We start from the raw sequence: 17,969 nt of genomic DNA on the forward strand, positions 1-17,969 counted from the left end.
GAGAGAGGGAATCTAAGGAGATTTAGCCAACCAAAGCAAAATGCCAGGACATGGCCCGTGATAGACCCTCGAGCATCAATTCTCCCCGAATGCTATTGCCCTTCGAGTTAACTCGCGGACTCAGCACAACAATACCCGCTTTTCCGGGTAAAGAGGCAATAGTATATCCTGAAACCCCGCTTTTGGCCGGAATACCGGTTCGCACCATGTGCGTTCCCGTCTCATCATATAAACCACAGGTGGCCATGATAGCCAGGGTGATTTTGCAGGTTTCTGCCGAAATAATCTGTTCATTAGTTATCGGATCTCGTCCGCCATTGGCCAGCATGGTAGGTAAATAAAGCATTTGCTCCAATTGGGCCTCGTAGGAGCAAAGTGCAAAATATAAATCGAGGGTTTCATTGACATCTGAACCCAGGTTATTTCGGCTTTTCAATAGAAAAGCTAGAGAACGATTGCGATTCCCTGTTCGTTTTTCTGAAGCAAAAACCAGGGGATTTATGGTTAGTCTGTGATTAAACAGAACCTGAACCCAGTGTTCGAGCCAGGCAAATTGTTGTTCACCAATCCCGGGAATATGTGAGCAAAGCGTAATGGCGCCAGCATTTAACATAGGATTTGATGGCTTAGGTCCAAACTGTTCCAGTCGGGTAATTGAGGCGAAATCGTCACCAGACGGTTCCACTTTTACCCAGTCAAATAATTGCTCGGGTCCGAATTCTTCCAGAAGACCAATCAATGGGATTAACTTGGAAGTACTCTGCAGAGTGACAGGTGCCAGCTCCATATTACTATAAGAGCAGGGCTCACCATCAAGTGGATAAACGGCAATGGCGGTGAGATCTTTATTGACGTTCGCCAGCTCGGGGATGTAATTGGCGGTATTTCCTTCCTGGTTTAATTCTGCTTCATGCACTAATCCTTTAAGCAAATCTATCGTAACGCTAGTAGTTTTTATCATAGCTGCTTTTTTCAGAAAACGATCATTATGCTAAATTTAGCACAGCAAAACAAACAGTTTGATGTTTCTGATGACAAATTGTTAAGAGATGAATGCAAAATAACCTCAATAAAGACGGAATCGCAGCTATTTTCGGTGCTTGGATGCTTCTCGGCAGGAGAGTTTGGCAAGACGCAATTTATTTTCATCAATAAACTGATAAACCGCTTGAGGATTGTATTTTGCGTAGTCGCGAAGAGACCAGCCAATTGCCTTTTGAATGAAAAAGTTATCATCATTTCCATTTTGTAATGCAAATGAAAAAAGCAGATGAGTATCCGTTTTTTCTTTCCAGCCTAGTTGATGAAGCAGAGCAATTCGCCGGATCCAAAGATTGTCGGAATCAATTGCTGATTTAAGCCAGTCAATGTAAGCGGATTGTTCTGTTTGCCTTAAAATCTTATTACAGACAGAGGCCAAGCCATCCACACTGTCCCACCAGGATTTCTGGACAGCTAAATTGAGTAAAACCGGAAGATAATCAAGGCCAAGTCTTTTTATATTTTTTTGCATTAAATCAATGGCAATATACTGAAACTCCCGTTGAGGCAAATTCCATAACTCATCAACAATCTTGAAGAGCTCATCTAATGGTTGGGTGATGCTGGTTCTAAAAAATGTCTGGGCCAATTGACGGCGCAAAGGGGCTGCCAATCCAATAAATGAAAACTGGTTCAGCATATAGGCTGCCATTTTTTTGGCTGCTTCAGGATTGGCGTTTTGGTGAATGTCGTTTTTGAGCATTTCAAAAGCAGCGCGCATCGGTTTACTCTCCAGGAACTTCTTCAACAAAATAGTTTTCTGAATCAATGCCGAAATAGGTCACCGTTCGTTTGTTTGCATCAACCCGATAAGCGCACACTCCGGCTTTCGCCATCTCATTAAGCCATTTCGGATATGTGGTTTTCCCCTGCTGATGCTCATTCAGCGCTATTTTTGCAGCCTGCTCTGAATAGTGTGAAGCGATTTCAGTATTGAATTCAGGATTATTTTCTTCAATCCGGGTATCATCAGTTAATTGAAAGACGGTTTTGTAATCGTCTTCCCAGGTGACGCGATAATAAAGCACTCCTGCATCACGAAGCCTGCTCAGTGTTTGAGGAAAAGGCCATTGCTCGTCTTTTGCTTGTTGAATTAATTTTAAAACTGGATGCATCGCATTCTTCTTTCCCAAATTATTTGCTGGCGGATTATAAATAAATGAAATGATTACTACAAACAATCTTCAACATAATGGACTTCTCGAGTTTGTCCTGCATACATACGTACCACTTTCTGCCCGTCCGTTTCAAAACGAATTGCGTAAGGTTGTGAGTGTTTAATAAACGTCAGATAATGGCCTCTATCATCATAGCGATGCGGCTCAGTAATTATCTTATTTTTATATAATGACATCACATCATTTTCTGTATCGCCAATACCAGCTCCCTTATTGGTTTTAATACTGCCGCCATTGATGTTAATGCGAACAATTTTCTGTTTTGAAATCATAAAAGAAATATCATCGAGTCCTTTTAAACTGGTATTAAAGCAGGTCTCGTCTTCCCCCATATCCTCCTCGGGCTTCGAATTAAGAAATGTTTTCTGAGTTGCTTTTTCCGCTTCCTGTAAAGTCATTCCTATTTTAACGGGTCCAAGGCTTTGGGGCGTAAGTACCCATTCATCTAGCGTCTTCTCATTATCAGCTATTACGGCCTGGGTGACTAAGAGTGAACCAATAAGAAAGACTTGCCGCAGCCATCCCTGAATGTTTTTTATATCCATAATTACTCCATCTCAATAAGTTTAAATTTCACCGTCTTTTGAGAATTTGTATACTCTTTTTATTTAATTTTAGTTAATTTTTACGAAAATTGGCTATATTAAGGTCAGGTGTATCAGTGAATAGTCTGTATCCAATGAAGGAGAAACGCAATGACAATCAGTAAAGAGCACTATTTTTCAGGCTTTACTGGGGAAGGCTTTCACGAAGTACACTATACCGAGTGGGGCAACGCCAGCTCTCCTTTTCCACCCATTATCTGTATACATGGCCTTGCCAGAAATCGTCGTGATTTTACAGCCTTGGCCAATTTTCTAAGTGAGCATGAACGTCATGTATTTTCAATTGACATTGCAGGAAGGGGTGATAGTACCTGGTTTAAAAATTCCAAATATTATAATTTCAACCAGTATATGAGTGATGTAAATACACTGATTGCCCGTATTGATTGTGAGAAAGTAGACCTCATTGGAACCTCAATGGGAGGACTTATCGGTATGATGATGGCCGCTTTGCCTCGTAGCCCAATCAATCGCCTGGTTATGAATGATGTTGGGCCACAAGTTCCTGTAAAAGCTTTGTGGCGGCTTTCCAAGTACATTGGTAAATGCCCGGTATTCAAAGATCATGGAGAGGCAAAAGCGTATTTTAAAACCATTTACGCTGATTTTGGCATCGATCGTGAAGAGGATTGGGATAGCCTGACTGCCAGCAGCATTAAGCAACGTGCGGATAATCAGTACATTATGAAAATGGACCCTGAAATAAAAAACGCCAAGCATTTTACTGATTTTATCAAAGAGTTTTTTCACCACCCCCACAGAGCTCTGGAGGGGATCCTGTTTGATGTGGATATGTGGTGTGTGTGGGAGAAAGTACGCTGCCCGGTGATGGTTATCAGAGGGCATCATTCCGATTTGCTGCTGCCAGAGCATATTAGAAAAATGAAACGCTATCATCAGGAAATTCAATTGGTGACTGTTGAAAATGCAGGGCATGCGCCTGCCTTGATGAATTTAAGAGAGCAGCAAATTATTCTGGATTGGCTGGAAGGGGGGTGAGCTGGTTTTTCAGATTAAACCTTTAAGATTGAAATATCTCATAAAATAAATTGCTTATGAATTGAGCTGTCATTTCCGCAGGCGGAAATGACAAACCCGGGTGTAATTTGGGAACGTTCTACTCAGGTATTGCTTTTGTCTCAATTATTTCCAAAATAAGTTTTATAAAGATTCAAATAGGCATTATCTTTTTCCATACCTTGTAATAACACATTAATTCTCTGGATGAGAGCGGCATTTGCAGGGAGCGCCATGATGGCATAGCCTTCACCGATAGGAATGATATTGCCAAATGTCTGAAACTGGTTTCCCCCATTTTGTTCCCAGTAAACTGCCGTAGAATGATGCAAAAATGCTGCTTTAATGGTTTTATTGCCCAGCGCTGTAATGATATCCTCGATGTCATCAAAGGTTTGTATTTGAAAAAAGTCTCCAAAATTACTTTCAAGATAATTATAAAAAACCCCTCCTTTGGGATCTCCCTTAATTACTCCCACGGCGGCACCCTTTAAATCTTCCATGCTATTAATACCAGAACCCTGGATGACTAGAAACTGTCCCTTACTGAGCATATAGGGAAGGCTGAAAATATAATCATTTTTTCTTAATGGCGAAATGGCTATCCCGCCGATGGCGAGATCTATCTGGCCCTTATCCAGTGAGGTATATAACTTATTAAAATCCATTGGAATCATTTGGCACTGTTCTTTCAATCCCTGACACAGGGATTGCATCAATTCGATATCAAATCCTTCATTCAGTGATAATACGAAAGGGGGATAAAAAAATACGGTACCCACCTTAATTACTGCATGAGCAGGAAGGCTACAGCAGAAAAACAGAATAATTAGTAATTTACGCAGACCAGACGATTTCATGATTCGCTCCATTAGGCAGTCTATCCCTTTTCGCTATAAGCTTAGACGATCGCAGAGAGAATCGCTTGAGAGTGATAATTTAGTTACCCGCGATGTGCGGGTAACTGGTATGAGGTCGATTTTACTTACCTAAAGCAGGCACTGAGTGTCCACTTATCTGGGCGGTACTATTTGTAGCCAGTGCAACCGTTTGAGTGCTATTAAACATAAAATATCGATTTGTTCCTGGATCTATTAATTTAGAACCTCCTAATTCATTAATAGCAGCCGCTCCATACACTAATTTATCTGCAACATTATCTGCCAGGGCCAGCAAGCGGCTTTTTAAAGGTTCATACCAGGGGTCGCTGCTGACAGGCTGTGGATTTTGATCAATCAGGAGCTGTGGAAATTCGGCTGCTAATTCTCGCATAGCATCGGTCTCAAGAAAGTGTTCAGGCAGATAGGAATAATGTTGATTGGCTTGATAAGGGATTCCAATACGCTTGGCAATAACCCCGACTTCATGAACATGGTGGTATCCACCACCAACCAGTAATCCCATTACTGCTGTTACATATTCCTTTAGTTCATCTGCACTTAAATTACCAATCATTACTGACATTAACAGCGAGGAGCCGGTATGGCCTGAAGGGCCTGCTAAAAAAGGCTGTTCAAGCGTGTTTATTTCTTCAAGCCATTTTGAATTAGTGGGTAAAAAGACACCTAAAATATTCTGGTGAGGTTTTGTTTTTTGCTGAATTCTGCATTTTTCAGGATTTGCAACCCCAATACTATCTGTCATTTGACCTGTGTTTCCCGTTTTTTGACGAGCGGGAATTTTAAAATAGTCATTATTAAAAATTCGGTTTGCGACTTTATTCTTTAAACGGGTCACTTCGTGAGGATAGGAATCGAGTATAATCGCAACCCGTTGAGACATACTCAATTTGCTCCGATCCACATTTCTGATTACATCATTATGCTTGACTACTTTTTCAGGCAGTTGGTCATAGAATTTCTGGGAAAATAATTGGTGTAGGTGCATCACTGCTGGAAGATCCCTGACAGGGCGTTCGGAGAGCCTCTGTGAAAATGCAATCAGCATGTCTTCCTGACTTGGGCAAAAATCGAGAGACAGATCGAGCGTCCCATAATAAGTATCGCTAAATAGCTCACCCATCACATCATCTGTAAAAAGCTTGTTTTCAAGGATATAAGCACGATTTTCAGGACTATCGAGTAATTGTAAAATATTATCCGACATCTTGTTAACGGCTGGAAAATATTGGGGATTCGCCTGAATGGCAGCAGCTAATTTGCTTTCAAAACATACTTTATCTTCTCTGGATAATGTCATCGATCACTCGTTACGAATTAAACTGATTGAATATTGTACAACAAGTTTGATTATATTGCATCAATTTTTTCTCCAACTTCATGAAAATCACGTTCAGCAAAAATGGCAGATGGATGAATATAATGTTTAAACTCAAGCAGGTTATTGCTGGGATCCTTCAGAAAAAACGAAAGATGTTCAATTTTGGTTCCTGCAAATCTTGTTTTAACTGGAATAGCAAATGGAAGTTTTTTTTGCAAAAGCTTGCCTTTAAAATGATTGAATTCTTCCAGTTCCAGAAAAATCAAACCAAAGTGTCTTGGATAAATGCCTTCCTGTTCAGGCGGAATCTCTTCCATTTTATGGGCCACAATCTGATGCGATGCAAAATTGAAAATCAGCGCATGTTCTGATTCGCGGCCCGGTTCAAACTCTAACATCTGATGATAGAACCATTTAGCCAATTCAAAATCATGGACCGGAAATGCCAGATGAAACAGGATATTCATAGTTTGCTCGATAAGTTAATTAAAACTAATACTAGTCAAAAAAAACGGTCCTGATAAGTAGGAAGTATAACGCTTTAGGATTGCGTCACAATGAAAGTTTCATTGTGATTAAATAATGCGCTAACCACTCTAAGGAGATAATAATTTATTAATCTTTATGCCCTATAATTATCTTAAATGGCTGTATTGTGAACTAAAATGCCTAAATCCAAAAAACCTAATGTTTCGACCGCGTTATTGCTAAGTAAGCATGCTGGAGCTCTCAAAAAAGATAAAGGCGATGTGACTGATTTAGCGAAGAAACTTTATAAAGCCTCATCAACTACGGCGTTCATCGCTGCGTGCAAACAGTATAAGGATAAGCCACATGTCATAGTCGCAGCACTGGACAGAATAAAGGGAGACCAGCTCCTCAAAGTTTTCTCTGATGGGGATGGAAGGGTTCGCGAATCTGAATTGGAAAAATTGAAAGAGCTTGGGCCCACTAGTGTAGGGCGTTACATTAATCTTGTTCGCCTTGCTGATAAAAAATATTGGCTTGATTTTACCGATAATGATTACCTCGATATTGCTGAGTCACTAGGTGATCTGAACGATCCACAAATTCACCTGACGGATGATGAGCTTTATTACTTTGTTTCCCACCTCAGTCTGAAAAACTACGCGATGCTCTGTAATTTAAATGATAACTTTCAGGCAAAATCGATGGCTATTTTAGCGAATCGTGATAAGGATAGAGCCCAGGAAATTTATAATAAAATAGAATTCAAAGAGGGATATGCACTGCTGAAAAAGCCGCCTGATAAACGGAATATGCTGACTAAATTTGCCGATTTTCTCATCATCAACCCTGCATGGTTCAATCAGGGAGAAGCGCTTATTTTCAGAGATCCGGGCGAAACCTTGAATGAGGGAGGAGAGTGCTTTGGAATCACTGGATTATGGTTAACAACGGACAAATTTCACAATGCTTTACGTAATGAAGTCCGAGGCCAGAAATCAGATTATGCCGATAAACCTATAATAGGACAAATTACCTCTTTACAAAGAAATGCGGCGCTGCAAAATCAGGCAATGAGCCGAGAAAGACAAGCGTTTAAAGGGAATGAACAATCAGTTTCTGAAAAAATTATTCAGGAAATTGCGGCCAATCCCGATAAAGATCGCTTGCAATTCACTACGATACACCCGAAGGAACACACTGGGCATACTATGGGTCTACGGATAACTCATGAAAATAAGCAGATCAAATTGCAGTACTATGATTCAAATTATGGAAAGCGGGAATATACCTTTCCCAATAACGAGAAAGGGCTAAAACAGGGCGCTGTTTTTATCAAGCTTTGTTTGAAGCAGTCGCATGCAGACCTTCTTGCTTATGAATTAACTTCCCGTAAAGAGCTTGAGCAGCGATATAAACCCAGTCTTGTTCATCAGGCCGATCAGAAAGCAGCCATCCAGGAATTAAGACAGCAAGCGGCCAATCGTTCACCTGAGTCTTCACCTGAACATGAAAAGAAAAAAGGTAAAGTTGAAGAGAAAACCCCCGCTGTTCAAGATAAGAAAGATAATGAAATGAAAGAGCCCGGGGCTTCTGAAGAAGAGCCTCTTATGAAAGAGGAGAAAGAAGTTAAATATGATGCGGTTCGTTGGAAAAATGCTATCAGACAGCCCACTCTTTATTCATATACTGACACCAGACTGAACGATATAAAAAATAGTCAAGCCTTTAAAGATCTGGTTAAGCATGCAGAAACACTGTTTAAGGATGATCGTATACACGCATTCAGAGTTGATAAAAGTGATGCTGTTTATGAATTGGTGGTTAATCTGGCTAAATCCAGGGATTTGGCATCGTTTCAGACTCTTCTGCGCGATCTAAAGTCGCATCAGGATTTAACCACGAATACCATGAATAAAAATGGAGGTATGATTAGTCGTTATGAACTGTTGAATAAAGGGCAGGGTATTTTTACTCGGATGTTTGCCTGGGCTGGCGTTAAAACAACCACTGCCAGGTTAATTGATGAGATTAGTAAAATGGCTGAGGACAAAAACGAACAAAAAGCGGATGCAAAGGAAAATGCCAGTCCTCGTATGGGATGAGTTTTTTAATCTATCACACAAGGTGCCTTTACTGGATATAAGGGAATTCTTTTTTGAGCAGGTGTTTCACTTCATCCAAATCAGCTGGACCTCGAATAATCAGCAAAATGGTGTCATCCCCGGCGATCGTGCCCAAAATACCAGACGAAGGCTTTTCAAGCGAATGAAACGCCACATATTTTCTATCCAGATAATAGGCAAGGCTGCTGGCATTTCCTGGGTGCGTCTGAAGAACTACAAGCCCGTACTCCGAGTATTGAATGTTCGTGACTATGGGCAAGCCAGATGCTTGTTGCGGTTCAATGAGCTGATAAACACCACCCACTTTTGCAATTTTAAGCTTCTTCAGGCGTCTCGAAAGGGTGGCTTGTGGAATATCATATCCTTTCTCTTTCAAACTGCTCTGCAGGTCAGCCTGCTCGGCAATTGGCTGAATTTGAACAATACTTAAAATCAAATGATCCAGCTGGTTGTCATGAGTCATAGTCCCTCTCTTGAATTTAAAACCACATTTTCTGAAATCATATCCATTTTTGCTTGACAAATAAACAGTGAAGAAGATAAATTACGAAAATGGATAATATTTGAATATGTAGTCATTATGAAATATACACTCCCTATAAAACTAATTGCTGTCGCGCTTCTGCTATCAGGTTGTCAGCCTCAAGATAATTCCAGCATTCATTTTGCAACCTCTGCTGACTATCCACCTTTTGAATTTGCAGAACAATCTGAACTTAAGGGCTTTGATATTGATCTGGCCCATTTAATTGCCGCTGAATTAGGAAAAAAGGCGGTGATTGACAATATGCAGTTTAGCTCGGTCTTGCCTGCCTTAACCTCTGGAAAGGATGAGGCTGCCATATCCACGTTGACAATCACTAAAGTTCGCCAGAAAAATTTTGATTTCAGTACACCCTATTATTTTCAGGAAATGGCCGCTGTTTATAAAGTGGATACGCCGGTAATTAAAGCGGAGCAACTGCAAAATAAAAAAATCGCGGTGCAGCTGGGAAGTGTGATGGATCTCTGGGTTCACGCGCAATTTCCATCGCAGGAGATCACTGCCTTTGATAGTAATAATCAGGCGATTGAAGCATTAAAGGGCGGTTACATGGATGTGGTCGTCATGGATGCGGCACAAGCCCTGGTGTTCAGTAATAAAAATCCCGGTCTTGCTTATCACACCCTGGGACAGTCCAGGCAGGGGTACGGAGTGGCTCTGCCCAAAGGCTCTCCATTAACAGCTGATATCAATAAAGCATTAAGTAAATTAGAGGCAAAAGGCGAGATTGCAAGGCTGCAGACCAAGTGGCTGGAGAAGCGATAATGCAAGATATTAATCAGGCGCTTTTTTTCATCGCGCATGGCTTCACACTGACACTGGAATTATTGGCTGGCGGTGTGATTACAGGTTTTGCTTTGGGGATTTTCTGGGCCATCTGTCGTTATCAATCAATTGTCTCTTTCCCTGTAAAAGGGATGATTTCGATATTGAGGGGAACTCCATTAATTTTGCAGTTGAGCCTGATTTATTTTGCAACGCCGGCTCTGACTGGATTGCATCCTGATATTTTAATCGCAGGCATTATTGCTTTTGGATTAAATAGTTCTGCCTATTTCGCCGAATTGTTACGTGCTGGCATAGACAGCTTGCCCAAAGGACAGTTTGAGGCTGCCAGTACCCTGGAGATTAAAGGCTTTTATTTATGGAAAGATATTATTTTACCGCAGGTCTTACGCAATTCGCTGCCGGCAATGATCAATGAAGTGATTGCTTTATTAAAAGAAACTGCATTGATATCCACAATTGGCGGAATGGATCTTATGAGGAGTTCCCAAACAGTGGCTGCCGAACAGTTCACTTATTTCCTTCCTCTTTGTATTGCCGGTGCTTATTATTATTGCCTGGTGTTGCTGATTGAACTGGTTGGGCGCTTTCTGGAAAAAAGAGGTCAATATGCTGTATATCCATAATCTAACCAAAAAATTCGGATCGATGCCGGTGTTGAATCAGCTTAGTTTTAAGATTGTGCCCAATACGATAGTCGGTTTGGCCGGGCCATCCGGCAGTGGTAAATCTACCTTGCTTCGCTGTATTCAGGGTCTCGAACCTGTCAATTCCGGCGTCATTACTCTAAGTGGAAAAACGGGGTTTATGTTTCAGGATTTTCAGTTATTCCCGCATATGACTGTGTTAAATAATCTAGTGTATGCCCCCTGTTTAAAGCAGCCAAAAATAAATCATTATGTGAAAGCTGAGCAATTATTAAGTGTGCTGGGACTCTTGGATAAAATGGATATGTATCCACGTCAACTTTCAGGCGGGCAACAGCAACGAGTGGCTTTGGCTCGAAGTCTGATGATGAAGCCTGATCTTTTATTATGCGATGAACCAACTTCTGGTCTGGACACCGCAAAAACCGGTGAGGTATCGCAGTTGCTACGCAGCGTTAAACAATTGCAGGGAAGTATGCTAATCGCCTCACATGATTTAGAGTTTTTAACCGGCATAGCTGATCGGATCATTCTTCTGAAAGAAGGGGAGTTGAAAGCCGACATTGAGCCTGCCACAATCGATAATCCAATATTGTTTTTAAAGCAATTTTACCAGGGAGAATAAATGGGAAAGCTTATTAAAAAAATCATCCTGGCCTATTCAGGCGGGCTCGACACCTCGGTTATGATTCCCTGGTTAAAAGAAAATTACCGCGATTCAGAGGTCATCGCAGTGATTTGTGACCTGGGGCAACAGGAAAATTTAAGCGCAATAAAAGAAAAAGCCTTGTCCAGTGGTGCGAGCAAAGCCTATCTGATGGATGTGAAAGAGGAGTTTGTCACTCAATACCTTTGGAAACTGGTTCGATGCGGAGCGCTTTATGAGGACCAATACATTCTTGGTACCATTTCACGCCCTCTGATCGCTCAAAAGCTGGTGGAGGTTGCTCTGCAGGAGCAGGCCGATGCAGTGGCTCATGGGGCGACAGGAAAAGGAAATGATCAGGTGCGCTTCGAGTTTACTTTCAAGGCATTAGCCCCCCATCTTGAAATTATCGCCCCCTGGAGGCATTGGGAAATAAAATCCCGACAGCAGGCTATTGAATACGCACAGAAACATGGAATTGAAGTACCGGTCACCCCAAAAGCGCCTTATTCCCGTGATCATAATGCCTGGTATATCTCTCACGAGGGCGGAGTACTTGAAGATCCCGCTGCGAGTATGCCAGACGATGTCTTACTGATGACCGCTCCGATAGAGCATACCCCTGACCAGGCCGAATGGATTAGCCTCAATTTTGAAAAAGGAATTCCGGTTAAGTTAAATGGTGAACGGTTAAAGCCTGTGGAGCTACTTCAGCAGTTAAACGAAAAAGCGGGTGAACATGGGATTGGAGTTGCTGATCTGGTTGAAAACAGGCTGGTTGGAATGAAAATCCGCGGGATTTATGAATCGCCAGCTGCCGCTGTATTATACAAAGCGCATAAAATGCTTGAAAGTTTGTGTATGGAGCGAAGCTGTCTGCACCTTAAACAATCCCTGCAACAACACTATGCCAATCTGGTCTATGAAGGACGATGGTTCTCACAAGCCCGCGAAGCGTTAGACGCATTGATTGAGGTCACACAAAAGCATATCACCGGCACAGTGAATCTGAAGCTCTACAAGGGCAATATTATCCCCTCTGGCATGGAGTCTCCCTATAGTTTACATAATCCGGCTTTGGCGACATTTGAGGCGGACAGTGTCTATAACCAAAAAGATGCCGAAGGTTTTATTAATCTCTTTTCTTTAGCTGCCAAAGTATACGGCCTGGTGCATAAGGAGTCTGAAAATGACCAGTAAGGTCTGGGGCGGGCGCTTCAAAAAAAGTCTGGATCCGCGGGCTGCCCAATTCAACGCGTCTCTGAATTTTGACCATATTCTATATGAACAGGATATCGCCGGCAGTCAGGTGCATGCGCGCATGTTAGCCCGGCAAGGGCTGCTGACTGAAGAAGAGGCACAGACGATTTGCAATGCACTGCAGACTATCCGACAGGAAATCAGGCAGGGAATTCATTCCCTGACTGAAAACCATGAAGATATTCATATGTTAATAGAGCATTTGCTGATTGAGAAAACTGGGGAAACAGGTAAAAAGCTTCATACCGGCAGAAGCCGTAATGATCAGGTAGCCCTGGATTTAAGATTGTACGCACGGGATGCCGGACAGCATATTAAATTACTGCTTGAGAAGCTGATAGCTTGTTTGCAGGGCCTGGCGGATAAGCACGATGGCGACTGGATGCCAGGTTATACCCATTTGCAGCAAGCGCAGCCGGTAAAGCTCGGCCAGTATTTTGCAGCCTATAAGGGAATGTTTGAACGCGATCTGAGCCGGTTATCCGATTGGCGCTCAAGAATGAACTATTCTCCGCTGGGAGCGGGGGCGCTTGCCGGAAGCAGTTTACCGCTTGATCGAGCCTGGACGGCGAACCAGCTGGGTTTTGATGGGGTGATTGCCAATACTCTGGATGCGGTAAGCGATCGTGATTTTGTGATTGAGTTATGTAGTCTGGTCAGTATTTTGATGATGCATTTATCTCGAATGAGTGAAGATTTAATTCTTTGGGCAACCCAGGAATTTAATTTTGTAATCCTTGACGATGCCTTTGCTACAGGTTCATCACTTATGCCTAACAAGAAAAACCCGGATATTCCTGAGTTAATTCGCGGTAAATCCGGACGTGTCTTTGGCCATCTTATGGGAATGCTGACACTAATGAAGGCTTTGCCCCTTAGTTATAACAAGGATATGCAGGAGGATAAGGAGGCACTATTTGATACCTGCAACACAGCTATCGCATGTCTGGACGTCATCACCCCATTTTTGGAAAGCCTGCAATTCAATATTCAATTAATGCAGGAGAAAGCGCATTCAGGTTATCTGAACGCCACAGCAGTTTTAGAAACACTAGTGATGCAGGGCACACCTTTTCGCGAAGCGCATCACCAGGTTGGAAGCTGGGTGGCAGAGGCGATGAGTAAAAATTGTTCGCTTGCAGACGTCATGAAGGATAAGGCCTCTGAATAAATTGTAATTAAATCCAAGTACCGGGAAGGTTTTTTATAAGAATATGGGCTATATTTGTACAACGTTGTTTATGCGCAGGTTATAACAAAAATGAGTTCAAGTGTAGGAATAACCTGTCTGGGAATAAGCTTTCCCCCCTTTTACATGCATCTGAATGAATTAGCCGCGCTACGCGGCGTTGAAGCAGAAAAATATACGAAAGGTTTGGGATTAAATGAAATGGCGCTTTGCGGAAATCAATGCACGGTCATTGATTTGGCTATACAGGCAGCGCAAGATGCAATTAAACGTTGGGGAGGGAGTGTTGAAGACATCGGTTTAATTGCTGTTGGTACAGAAACGCCTGTTGATTATAGCCGTCCTTTAAGTGCATGGGTTGCCTCTGAACTCAAAATCCAGGGCTATGTGCGCTCCTACGAAGTCAAGCATGCCTGCTATGGCGGTACCCTGGCTCTCTTGCAGGCAGCCGAATGGCATCAGGTAAATCCGGACAAGCAAAAAGTCGCTCTGGTTATTGCTGTGGATGAAGCTTTATATGCACAAAATGATCCGGGTGAACCGACTCAGGGTGCCGGAGCTGTGGCTTTTATTGTGGGGCCTGCCAAACTCGCAACCATTAATGCGGGTCACACCATTGCCTACAGTGAGCCGGTTTTTGATTTCTGGAAACCGCTGGACAAACATTATCCCGAAGTGAACGGGCAGTTTAGTCTGGAATGTTATAAACAGGCGGCCGTTTCCTGCTATAAAAAAATGGTTAAAGACGAGAATCCCGTGGATTTTTTAAATCGATACAGTGCCTTATGTTTTCATGTTCCTTTTCCCAAAATGGTCTATAAGGCATTTAATACGGTAGGAGAGAGTTTAGGTCTGGATTCTGCGCAAACCAACGATCTCTATGAACAGCGTGTAAATCCGTTTATGGCCTGGAATCAGCGCTGCGGCAATGCCTATACTGCCAGTCTGTGGATTATGTTTGCCTATGCCTTGGCTCATACCCCCCCTAACAGCCGCTTACTCCTTTTTTCCTATGGTTCCGGAATGGGTTCCGAGCTGATTGAATGTGTTAATAACTCGGATGACAGCTATATGGAATGGGCTGCCAAAGTCGAGGAACAGCTCAATCAACGACAGGTGCTTGCAGCCAAAGACTATGCCGCAATCAGAGAAACCAAACCCTCAGAATAATATGGCTGTCTACTAGCCAAAAACATTCTTCCTCCGTACCGCGAATCCTCATTAAACTGTCATCCCCGCGAAAGGCGGGGATTCCATCTCTGAGCTAGCTACAATGCCGACTGATGAATGGATTCCCGTCTTTCGCGGTAATGACATAATTCCTTAACTTAATGGCAGTGGGCCCAGGGGGGTAAATACCTATGAGTATGGAAAAAATTCCCAATTTAATAACAAAACGTAGTAAAGTTATTATTTGTGTTTATAATTTATATAAAATGATTTCATGGGATTCATTATGGCTGGTATGAAAGCGATAGGGCAAGAGCTACAGGCATTACAAAAAATGATCAGCCGAGAACGCCTGGGCTGGAAAAATGAGCTCGAGCGAATTGAGCTACTGCAATCTTACGAAGAATTGAATGCATTAATAGAAATGGCGGTCGAATCGGATAAAGAGTTAACGACAGAAGAATGCCAGCCCTTTATCAATTTCCTGGAAAATCGCTGGAAACGTATTCAGCAAACTGATCTGGCTTATTGCTTAAACCCTCACTCGCCGATGAAACAGATATGCTGGCTGCTTGCAGAAAAGCTATCCCCCGTTGTTAAGCAACCCGCGGTTAAACTATTGATGTCTAATCTTGACCTTTCAGAGCAAATGTCTGGCCAGGATTTATATGACTTGAAGCCCTGGCAATTTGTACTTAGCGATGATGTAAACAATCCGCGTATTATTATGGTGGCCGATTGTCTCTCTTTTGCAAAAGAGGACGGTGTGCTTAAGCATACTACTTTGGAAGAAGGACAATCAAAACCGCTGACTGAAAGTGAGCGCGAAAGGGTTATCAAGCATTCTCCCGCGGCTACAGCGTTTCATGAGGCGGCTCAGGAGCTACGAGATTATATTAAATCCGATCAGTCAATGTATGGCTACATTAACCGCTTCATCGAAAAGTTGCGTTATGGTGGAGCTCATGGGGGCCGTGGCGGACAGGAATACATTGCCGGGGCTGATGCGAATGAAGGGATTATTGAGTTTGCAGAGTTTCTGGATAAATTGACAAAGGACGAGCAAACCCGATTGTTTGCTATGACGGTACCTCAGTATCGGGATACTGTCGGGACAATCTGGAATCGTATGAAAAATCCGGGGGTGAGAGCTAATGGAGAGGTTCAGAGTACTGAGTTTTGTGTCGAGGTGAATGCTACTGAGTTAAGCACCATTAACAGGGAGAAGGAAGCGGAGTTAAGGGCATGGACTCCAGAGTTTGTAAGGAGAATTCAACAGGGCGCGACAGATGATCAAAAAACCAGACTGGAAGACAAACTTAAAGAAAAAGAAGAAGGTTTTACAAAGCTCCTGGAGGAAAAAATATTCTATCAACCGGATAGTACTACAGGAATTGCAGGGAATGCCCGACTATTTGCGCAACTGGATGGTAATCCAAAATCCCGAGCCGAAATCATAAGTGGCCTGATAGAAAAATATCCAAGTCTTGGCATTACTTTGCGAATCGCAGATAGAGCCGCCAATGAAAATCGTTTGCTGCCTGCCAATACATTTCCTGAGTTCCATCAAACTGTAGACAGTGTTTGCCCGCCATTGGACAGTATTCAGGATGCCAAAGCATTAAGAATTGCACTTTGGCAATTGGCGGATGCGGATAAAATCGTCTATTTGCAGCAATTAGGCGATACCAAACTTTCACAACTGGTTCCCAACACCGCCGCTTTAATTAATCTACTGAGTGGGGAGGATGAAGATACTCATCATTTAAGCACTAAGGCCAAAGTCGCGATCGTTAACAGTTTTCTCGCTAAGCCGTATTTTAAAGAAACGATTAAGTCCTATGCCCCATTAATCCCATTAATACGTAATATTAATATTGATCGAAGAGAACGGGATACAATTAAAATTGGCCCAGTGCTTGAGAGTTGTGAAGATGCAGACTTTAGTGCTCTGGAAGCATTGTGGCCTTTAATTGATAAAACCAAGCTAGGCGCTTTTCTTGGTAATCTGGGTAATGCCTGTCTTAAAAAAATGCTTGAAAGATCACCAGAGCACGTTATAGATACTTTTGAAGACAAATTAGATCAGCTTCCTCAGCAAATGGCTAATCAAATGCGTTCTCTTATAGAGAATCAGAAAGTCATTGCAAGGCTCGAATTATTAAGTGCAGCGAGTTCCTCATGGAGTTCAAAGCGTGGCGCGATAGAAGCGCTGATTAATTTGGCGAAAGGAAATATACATCAGCTTCCAAATAATACGGAAGCCAGTTTTGATGAAGAATTAAAAGCAATATACGATCAAATTCGGAACAACAATCAAAATATAATTACTGTTGGCCGTATCGATCGTTCTCTGATTACTAATAGCGATGAGCGTATACCTGTCATAATAATTGGTTCACGAAATAGTGGGAAAACAAGTTTGCTGCAACGTTATTTTAACAATAGTTATTCAGACGCACACGTAGAAGATCAGACTTTCATATATACCCAGGCTTATCAAAATGATGCAGGTGTAAGAGCTTTGAGCACATTCAAGGATATGGGGGATATGCGAAGCCGCCTTTACGCGAATACTGGATGGGGTAGGTATGCCAAAGTCTTTATCATAACGGTAAATCTGACCGACCCTAACAGTTTGCAAGAAGCAAAGGATGAATATGTATCCCTAAGGAGGTGGTTTGATCCTGCCATTCCTGTTATTTTTGCCGGTACCATGGGTGACATGCCAAACGCAAACTCGACTCCTATTACAGAATTTGCTGTCGAGAAAGGCTGTACTTTTATCGAAACCAGTGCCCGGGATAATCATGGCGTTGAAGAATTATTTGCTAAAGCGGCTGAATTGGGGATTCAACGATTTCTGGCTTTAAATCCCCACAGGCAAGCACCGCAACCTATAGCAGCTGCCGCTCCCGCTCCCGCGCGAACAGGTGTAATCGCGCGTTTCGCGGGATTTTTCACCAGAGGGGGCAGAAATCCCTCCAGCGCACAACCGGAAGAGCCTTCAAACCTACCGGGACCCAGGGGCGGTGGAAGGGGAGATCATGGGTAGTTAGCCTGCATATAAGA

Annotated in this window: 17 protein-coding genes; 9 read left to right on the top strand and 8 right to left on the bottom strand. The window is 42.6% G+C overall.

Annotated features, from left to right (window positions below):
- Positions 1-22 precede the first annotated feature (22 nt).
- The 4 genes from glsA to LXA66_RS08055 form a co-directional block, all read right to left on the bottom strand.
- Positions 23-961 carry a glutaminase A gene (gene glsA, locus LXA66_RS08040; protein ID WP_255665312.1) on the bottom strand — a complete coding sequence of 313 codons (939 nt, stop codon included), beginning with the start codon at positions 959-961 and terminating at the stop codon, positions 23-25.
- Between the two features lie 126 nt (positions 962-1,087).
- Complete coding sequence (locus LXA66_RS08045) at positions 1,088-1,762, bottom strand: DNA alkylation repair protein (protein ID WP_233012711.1); 675 nt, start codon at positions 1,760-1,762, stop codon at positions 1,088-1,090.
- 4 nt (positions 1,763-1,766) lie between these two features.
- Entirely contained in the window at positions 1,767-2,156 is a 390-nt protein-coding gene (locus LXA66_RS08050) for a DUF1398 family protein (protein ID WP_233012712.1), read from the bottom strand.
- Positions 2,157-2,212: 56 nt separating this feature from the next.
- Complete coding sequence (locus LXA66_RS08055; protein WP_233012713.1) at positions 2,213-2,764, bottom strand: hypothetical protein; 552 nt, start codon at positions 2,762-2,764, stop codon at positions 2,213-2,215.
- Between the two features lie 150 nt (positions 2,765-2,914).
- Between LXA66_RS08055 and LXA66_RS08060 the strand changes: the two genes are divergently transcribed.
- Positions 2,915-3,823, top strand: coding sequence for an alpha/beta fold hydrolase (locus tag LXA66_RS08060; RefSeq protein WP_233012714.1), 909 nt, complete (start codon positions 2,915-2,917; stop codon positions 3,821-3,823).
- A 140-nt stretch (positions 3,824-3,963) separates the two neighbouring features.
- On the opposite strand, the gene LXA66_RS08065 is transcribed toward LXA66_RS08060, so the two are convergent.
- From LXA66_RS08065 to LXA66_RS08075, 3 genes are all read right to left on the bottom strand, one after another.
- Positions 3,964-4,701: a transporter substrate-binding domain-containing protein gene (locus LXA66_RS08065; protein ID WP_165483055.1), complete on the bottom strand. Its 738-nt coding sequence runs from the start codon at positions 4,699-4,701 to the stop codon at positions 3,964-3,966.
- A gap of 121 nt (positions 4,702-4,822) precedes the next feature.
- Entirely contained in the window at positions 4,823-6,040 is a 1,218-nt protein-coding gene (locus LXA66_RS08070) for a hypothetical protein (protein ID WP_233012715.1), read from the bottom strand.
- Positions 6,041-6,090: 50 nt separating this feature from the next.
- Entirely contained in the window at positions 6,091-6,528 is a 438-nt protein-coding gene (locus LXA66_RS08075; protein ID WP_233012716.1) for a VOC family protein, read from the bottom strand.
- A gap of 198 nt (positions 6,529-6,726) precedes the next feature.
- Between LXA66_RS08075 and LXA66_RS08080 the strand changes: the two genes are divergently transcribed.
- A complete protein-coding gene (locus tag LXA66_RS08080) occupies positions 6,727-8,634 on the top strand; it encodes a hypothetical protein (protein WP_233012717.1) in 1,908 nt (635 codons plus the stop codon).
- A 28-nt stretch (positions 8,635-8,662) separates the two neighbouring features.
- On the opposite strand, the gene LXA66_RS08085 is transcribed toward LXA66_RS08080, so the two are convergent.
- Entirely contained in the window at positions 8,663-9,118 is a 456-nt protein-coding gene (locus tag LXA66_RS08085; RefSeq protein WP_233012718.1) for an arginine repressor, read from the bottom strand.
- A 117-nt stretch (positions 9,119-9,235) separates the two neighbouring features.
- Between LXA66_RS08085 and LXA66_RS08090 the strand changes: the two genes are divergently transcribed.
- The 7 genes from LXA66_RS08090 to LXA66_RS08120 all read left to right on the top strand — a co-directional run bounded on the left by LXA66_RS08090 (position 9,236) and on the right by LXA66_RS08120 (position 17,952).
- Positions 9,236-9,964: an ABC transporter substrate-binding protein gene (locus LXA66_RS08090; protein ID WP_233012719.1), complete on the top strand. Its 729-nt coding sequence runs from the start codon at positions 9,236-9,238 to the stop codon at positions 9,962-9,964.
- Positions 9,964-10,611 (top strand): amino acid ABC transporter permease, encoded by a 648-nt coding sequence (locus LXA66_RS08095; protein ID WP_233012720.1) that lies wholly within the window; start codon positions 9,964-9,966, stop codon positions 10,609-10,611. The genes LXA66_RS08090 and LXA66_RS08095 overlap by 1 nt, the downstream gene beginning before the upstream one ends.
- Positions 10,595-11,257, top strand: a complete 663-nt coding sequence (locus LXA66_RS08100) for an amino acid ABC transporter ATP-binding protein (RefSeq protein ID WP_112219688.1) — start codon at positions 10,595-10,597, stop codon at positions 11,255-11,257. The genes LXA66_RS08095 and LXA66_RS08100 overlap by 17 nt, the downstream gene beginning before the upstream one ends.
- Positions 11,258-12,478, top strand: coding sequence for an argininosuccinate synthase (locus tag LXA66_RS08105; RefSeq protein ID WP_233012721.1), 1,221 nt, complete (start codon positions 11,258-11,260; stop codon positions 12,476-12,478).
- On the top strand, positions 12,468-13,709 hold the full coding sequence (argH, locus tag LXA66_RS08110; RefSeq protein WP_233012722.1) for an argininosuccinate lyase: 1,242 nt from the start codon (positions 12,468-12,470) through the stop codon (positions 13,707-13,709). Before LXA66_RS08105 ends, argH begins: the two co-directional genes overlap by 11 nt.
- A gap of 90 nt (positions 13,710-13,799) precedes the next feature.
- The gene (locus LXA66_RS08115) at positions 13,800-14,897 is read left to right on the top strand and encodes a hydroxymethylglutaryl-CoA synthase family protein (RefSeq protein ID WP_233012723.1); all 1,098 of its coding nucleotides are present in this window, start codon (positions 13,800-13,802) and stop codon (positions 14,895-14,897) included.
- Positions 14,898-15,183: 286 nt separating this feature from the next.
- Positions 15,184-17,952, top strand: a complete 2,769-nt coding sequence (locus tag LXA66_RS08120; RefSeq protein ID WP_233012724.1) for a GTPase domain-containing protein — start codon at positions 15,184-15,186, stop codon at positions 17,950-17,952.
- Positions 17,953-17,969 lie beyond the last annotated feature (17 nt).

Origin of the sequence: Legionella sp. 16cNR16C, assembly GCF_021297775.1 — a bacterium.
In the GTDB taxonomy this organism is placed as follows: Bacteria; Pseudomonadota; Gammaproteobacteria; order Legionellales; family Legionellaceae; genus Legionella_C; species Legionella_C quinlivanii_A.

Excerpts from the sequence above, each read along its gene's own strand:
- glsA (WP_255665312.1), bottom strand. The coding sequence starts at position 961 with ATGATAAAAACTACTAGCGTTACGATAGATTTGCTTAAAGGATTAGTG.
- LXA66_RS08045 (WP_233012711.1), bottom strand. The coding sequence starts at position 1,762 with ATGCGCGCTGCTTTTGAAATGCTCAAAAACGACATTCACCAAAACGCC.
- LXA66_RS08050 (WP_233012712.1), bottom strand. The coding sequence starts at position 2,156 with ATGCATCCAGTTTTAAAATTAATTCAACAAGCAAAAGACGAGCAATGG.
- LXA66_RS08055 (WP_233012713.1), bottom strand. The coding sequence starts at position 2,764 with ATGGATATAAAAAACATTCAGGGATGGCTGCGGCAAGTCTTTCTTATT.
- LXA66_RS08060 (WP_233012714.1), top strand. The coding sequence starts at position 2,915 with ATGACAATCAGTAAAGAGCACTATTTTTCAGGCTTTACTGGGGAAGGC.
- LXA66_RS08065 (WP_165483055.1), bottom strand. The coding sequence starts at position 4,701 with ATGAAATCGTCTGGTCTGCGTAAATTACTAATTATTCTGTTTTTCTGC.
- LXA66_RS08070 (WP_233012715.1), bottom strand. The coding sequence starts at position 6,040 with ATGACATTATCCAGAGAAGATAAAGTATGTTTTGAAAGCAAATTAGCT.
- LXA66_RS08075 (WP_233012716.1), bottom strand. The coding sequence starts at position 6,528 with ATGAATATCCTGTTTCATCTGGCATTTCCGGTCCATGATTTTGAATTG.
- LXA66_RS08080 (WP_233012717.1), top strand. The coding sequence starts at position 6,727 with ATGCCTAAATCCAAAAAACCTAATGTTTCGACCGCGTTATTGCTAAGT.
- LXA66_RS08085 (WP_233012718.1), bottom strand. The coding sequence starts at position 9,118 with ATGACTCATGACAACCAGCTGGATCATTTGATTTTAAGTATTGTTCAA.
- LXA66_RS08090 (WP_233012719.1), top strand. The coding sequence starts at position 9,236 with ATGAAATATACACTCCCTATAAAACTAATTGCTGTCGCGCTTCTGCTA.
- LXA66_RS08095 (WP_233012720.1), top strand. The coding sequence starts at position 9,964 with ATGCAAGATATTAATCAGGCGCTTTTTTTCATCGCGCATGGCTTCACA.
- LXA66_RS08100 (WP_112219688.1), top strand. The coding sequence starts at position 10,595 with ATGCTGTATATCCATAATCTAACCAAAAAATTCGGATCGATGCCGGTG.
- LXA66_RS08105 (WP_233012721.1), top strand. The coding sequence starts at position 11,258 with ATGGGAAAGCTTATTAAAAAAATCATCCTGGCCTATTCAGGCGGGCTC.
- argH (WP_233012722.1), top strand. The coding sequence starts at position 12,468 with ATGACCAGTAAGGTCTGGGGCGGGCGCTTCAAAAAAAGTCTGGATCCG.
- LXA66_RS08115 (WP_233012723.1), top strand. The coding sequence starts at position 13,800 with ATGAGTTCAAGTGTAGGAATAACCTGTCTGGGAATAAGCTTTCCCCCC.
- LXA66_RS08120 (WP_233012724.1), top strand. The coding sequence starts at position 15,184 with ATGGCTGGTATGAAAGCGATAGGGCAAGAGCTACAGGCATTACAAAAA.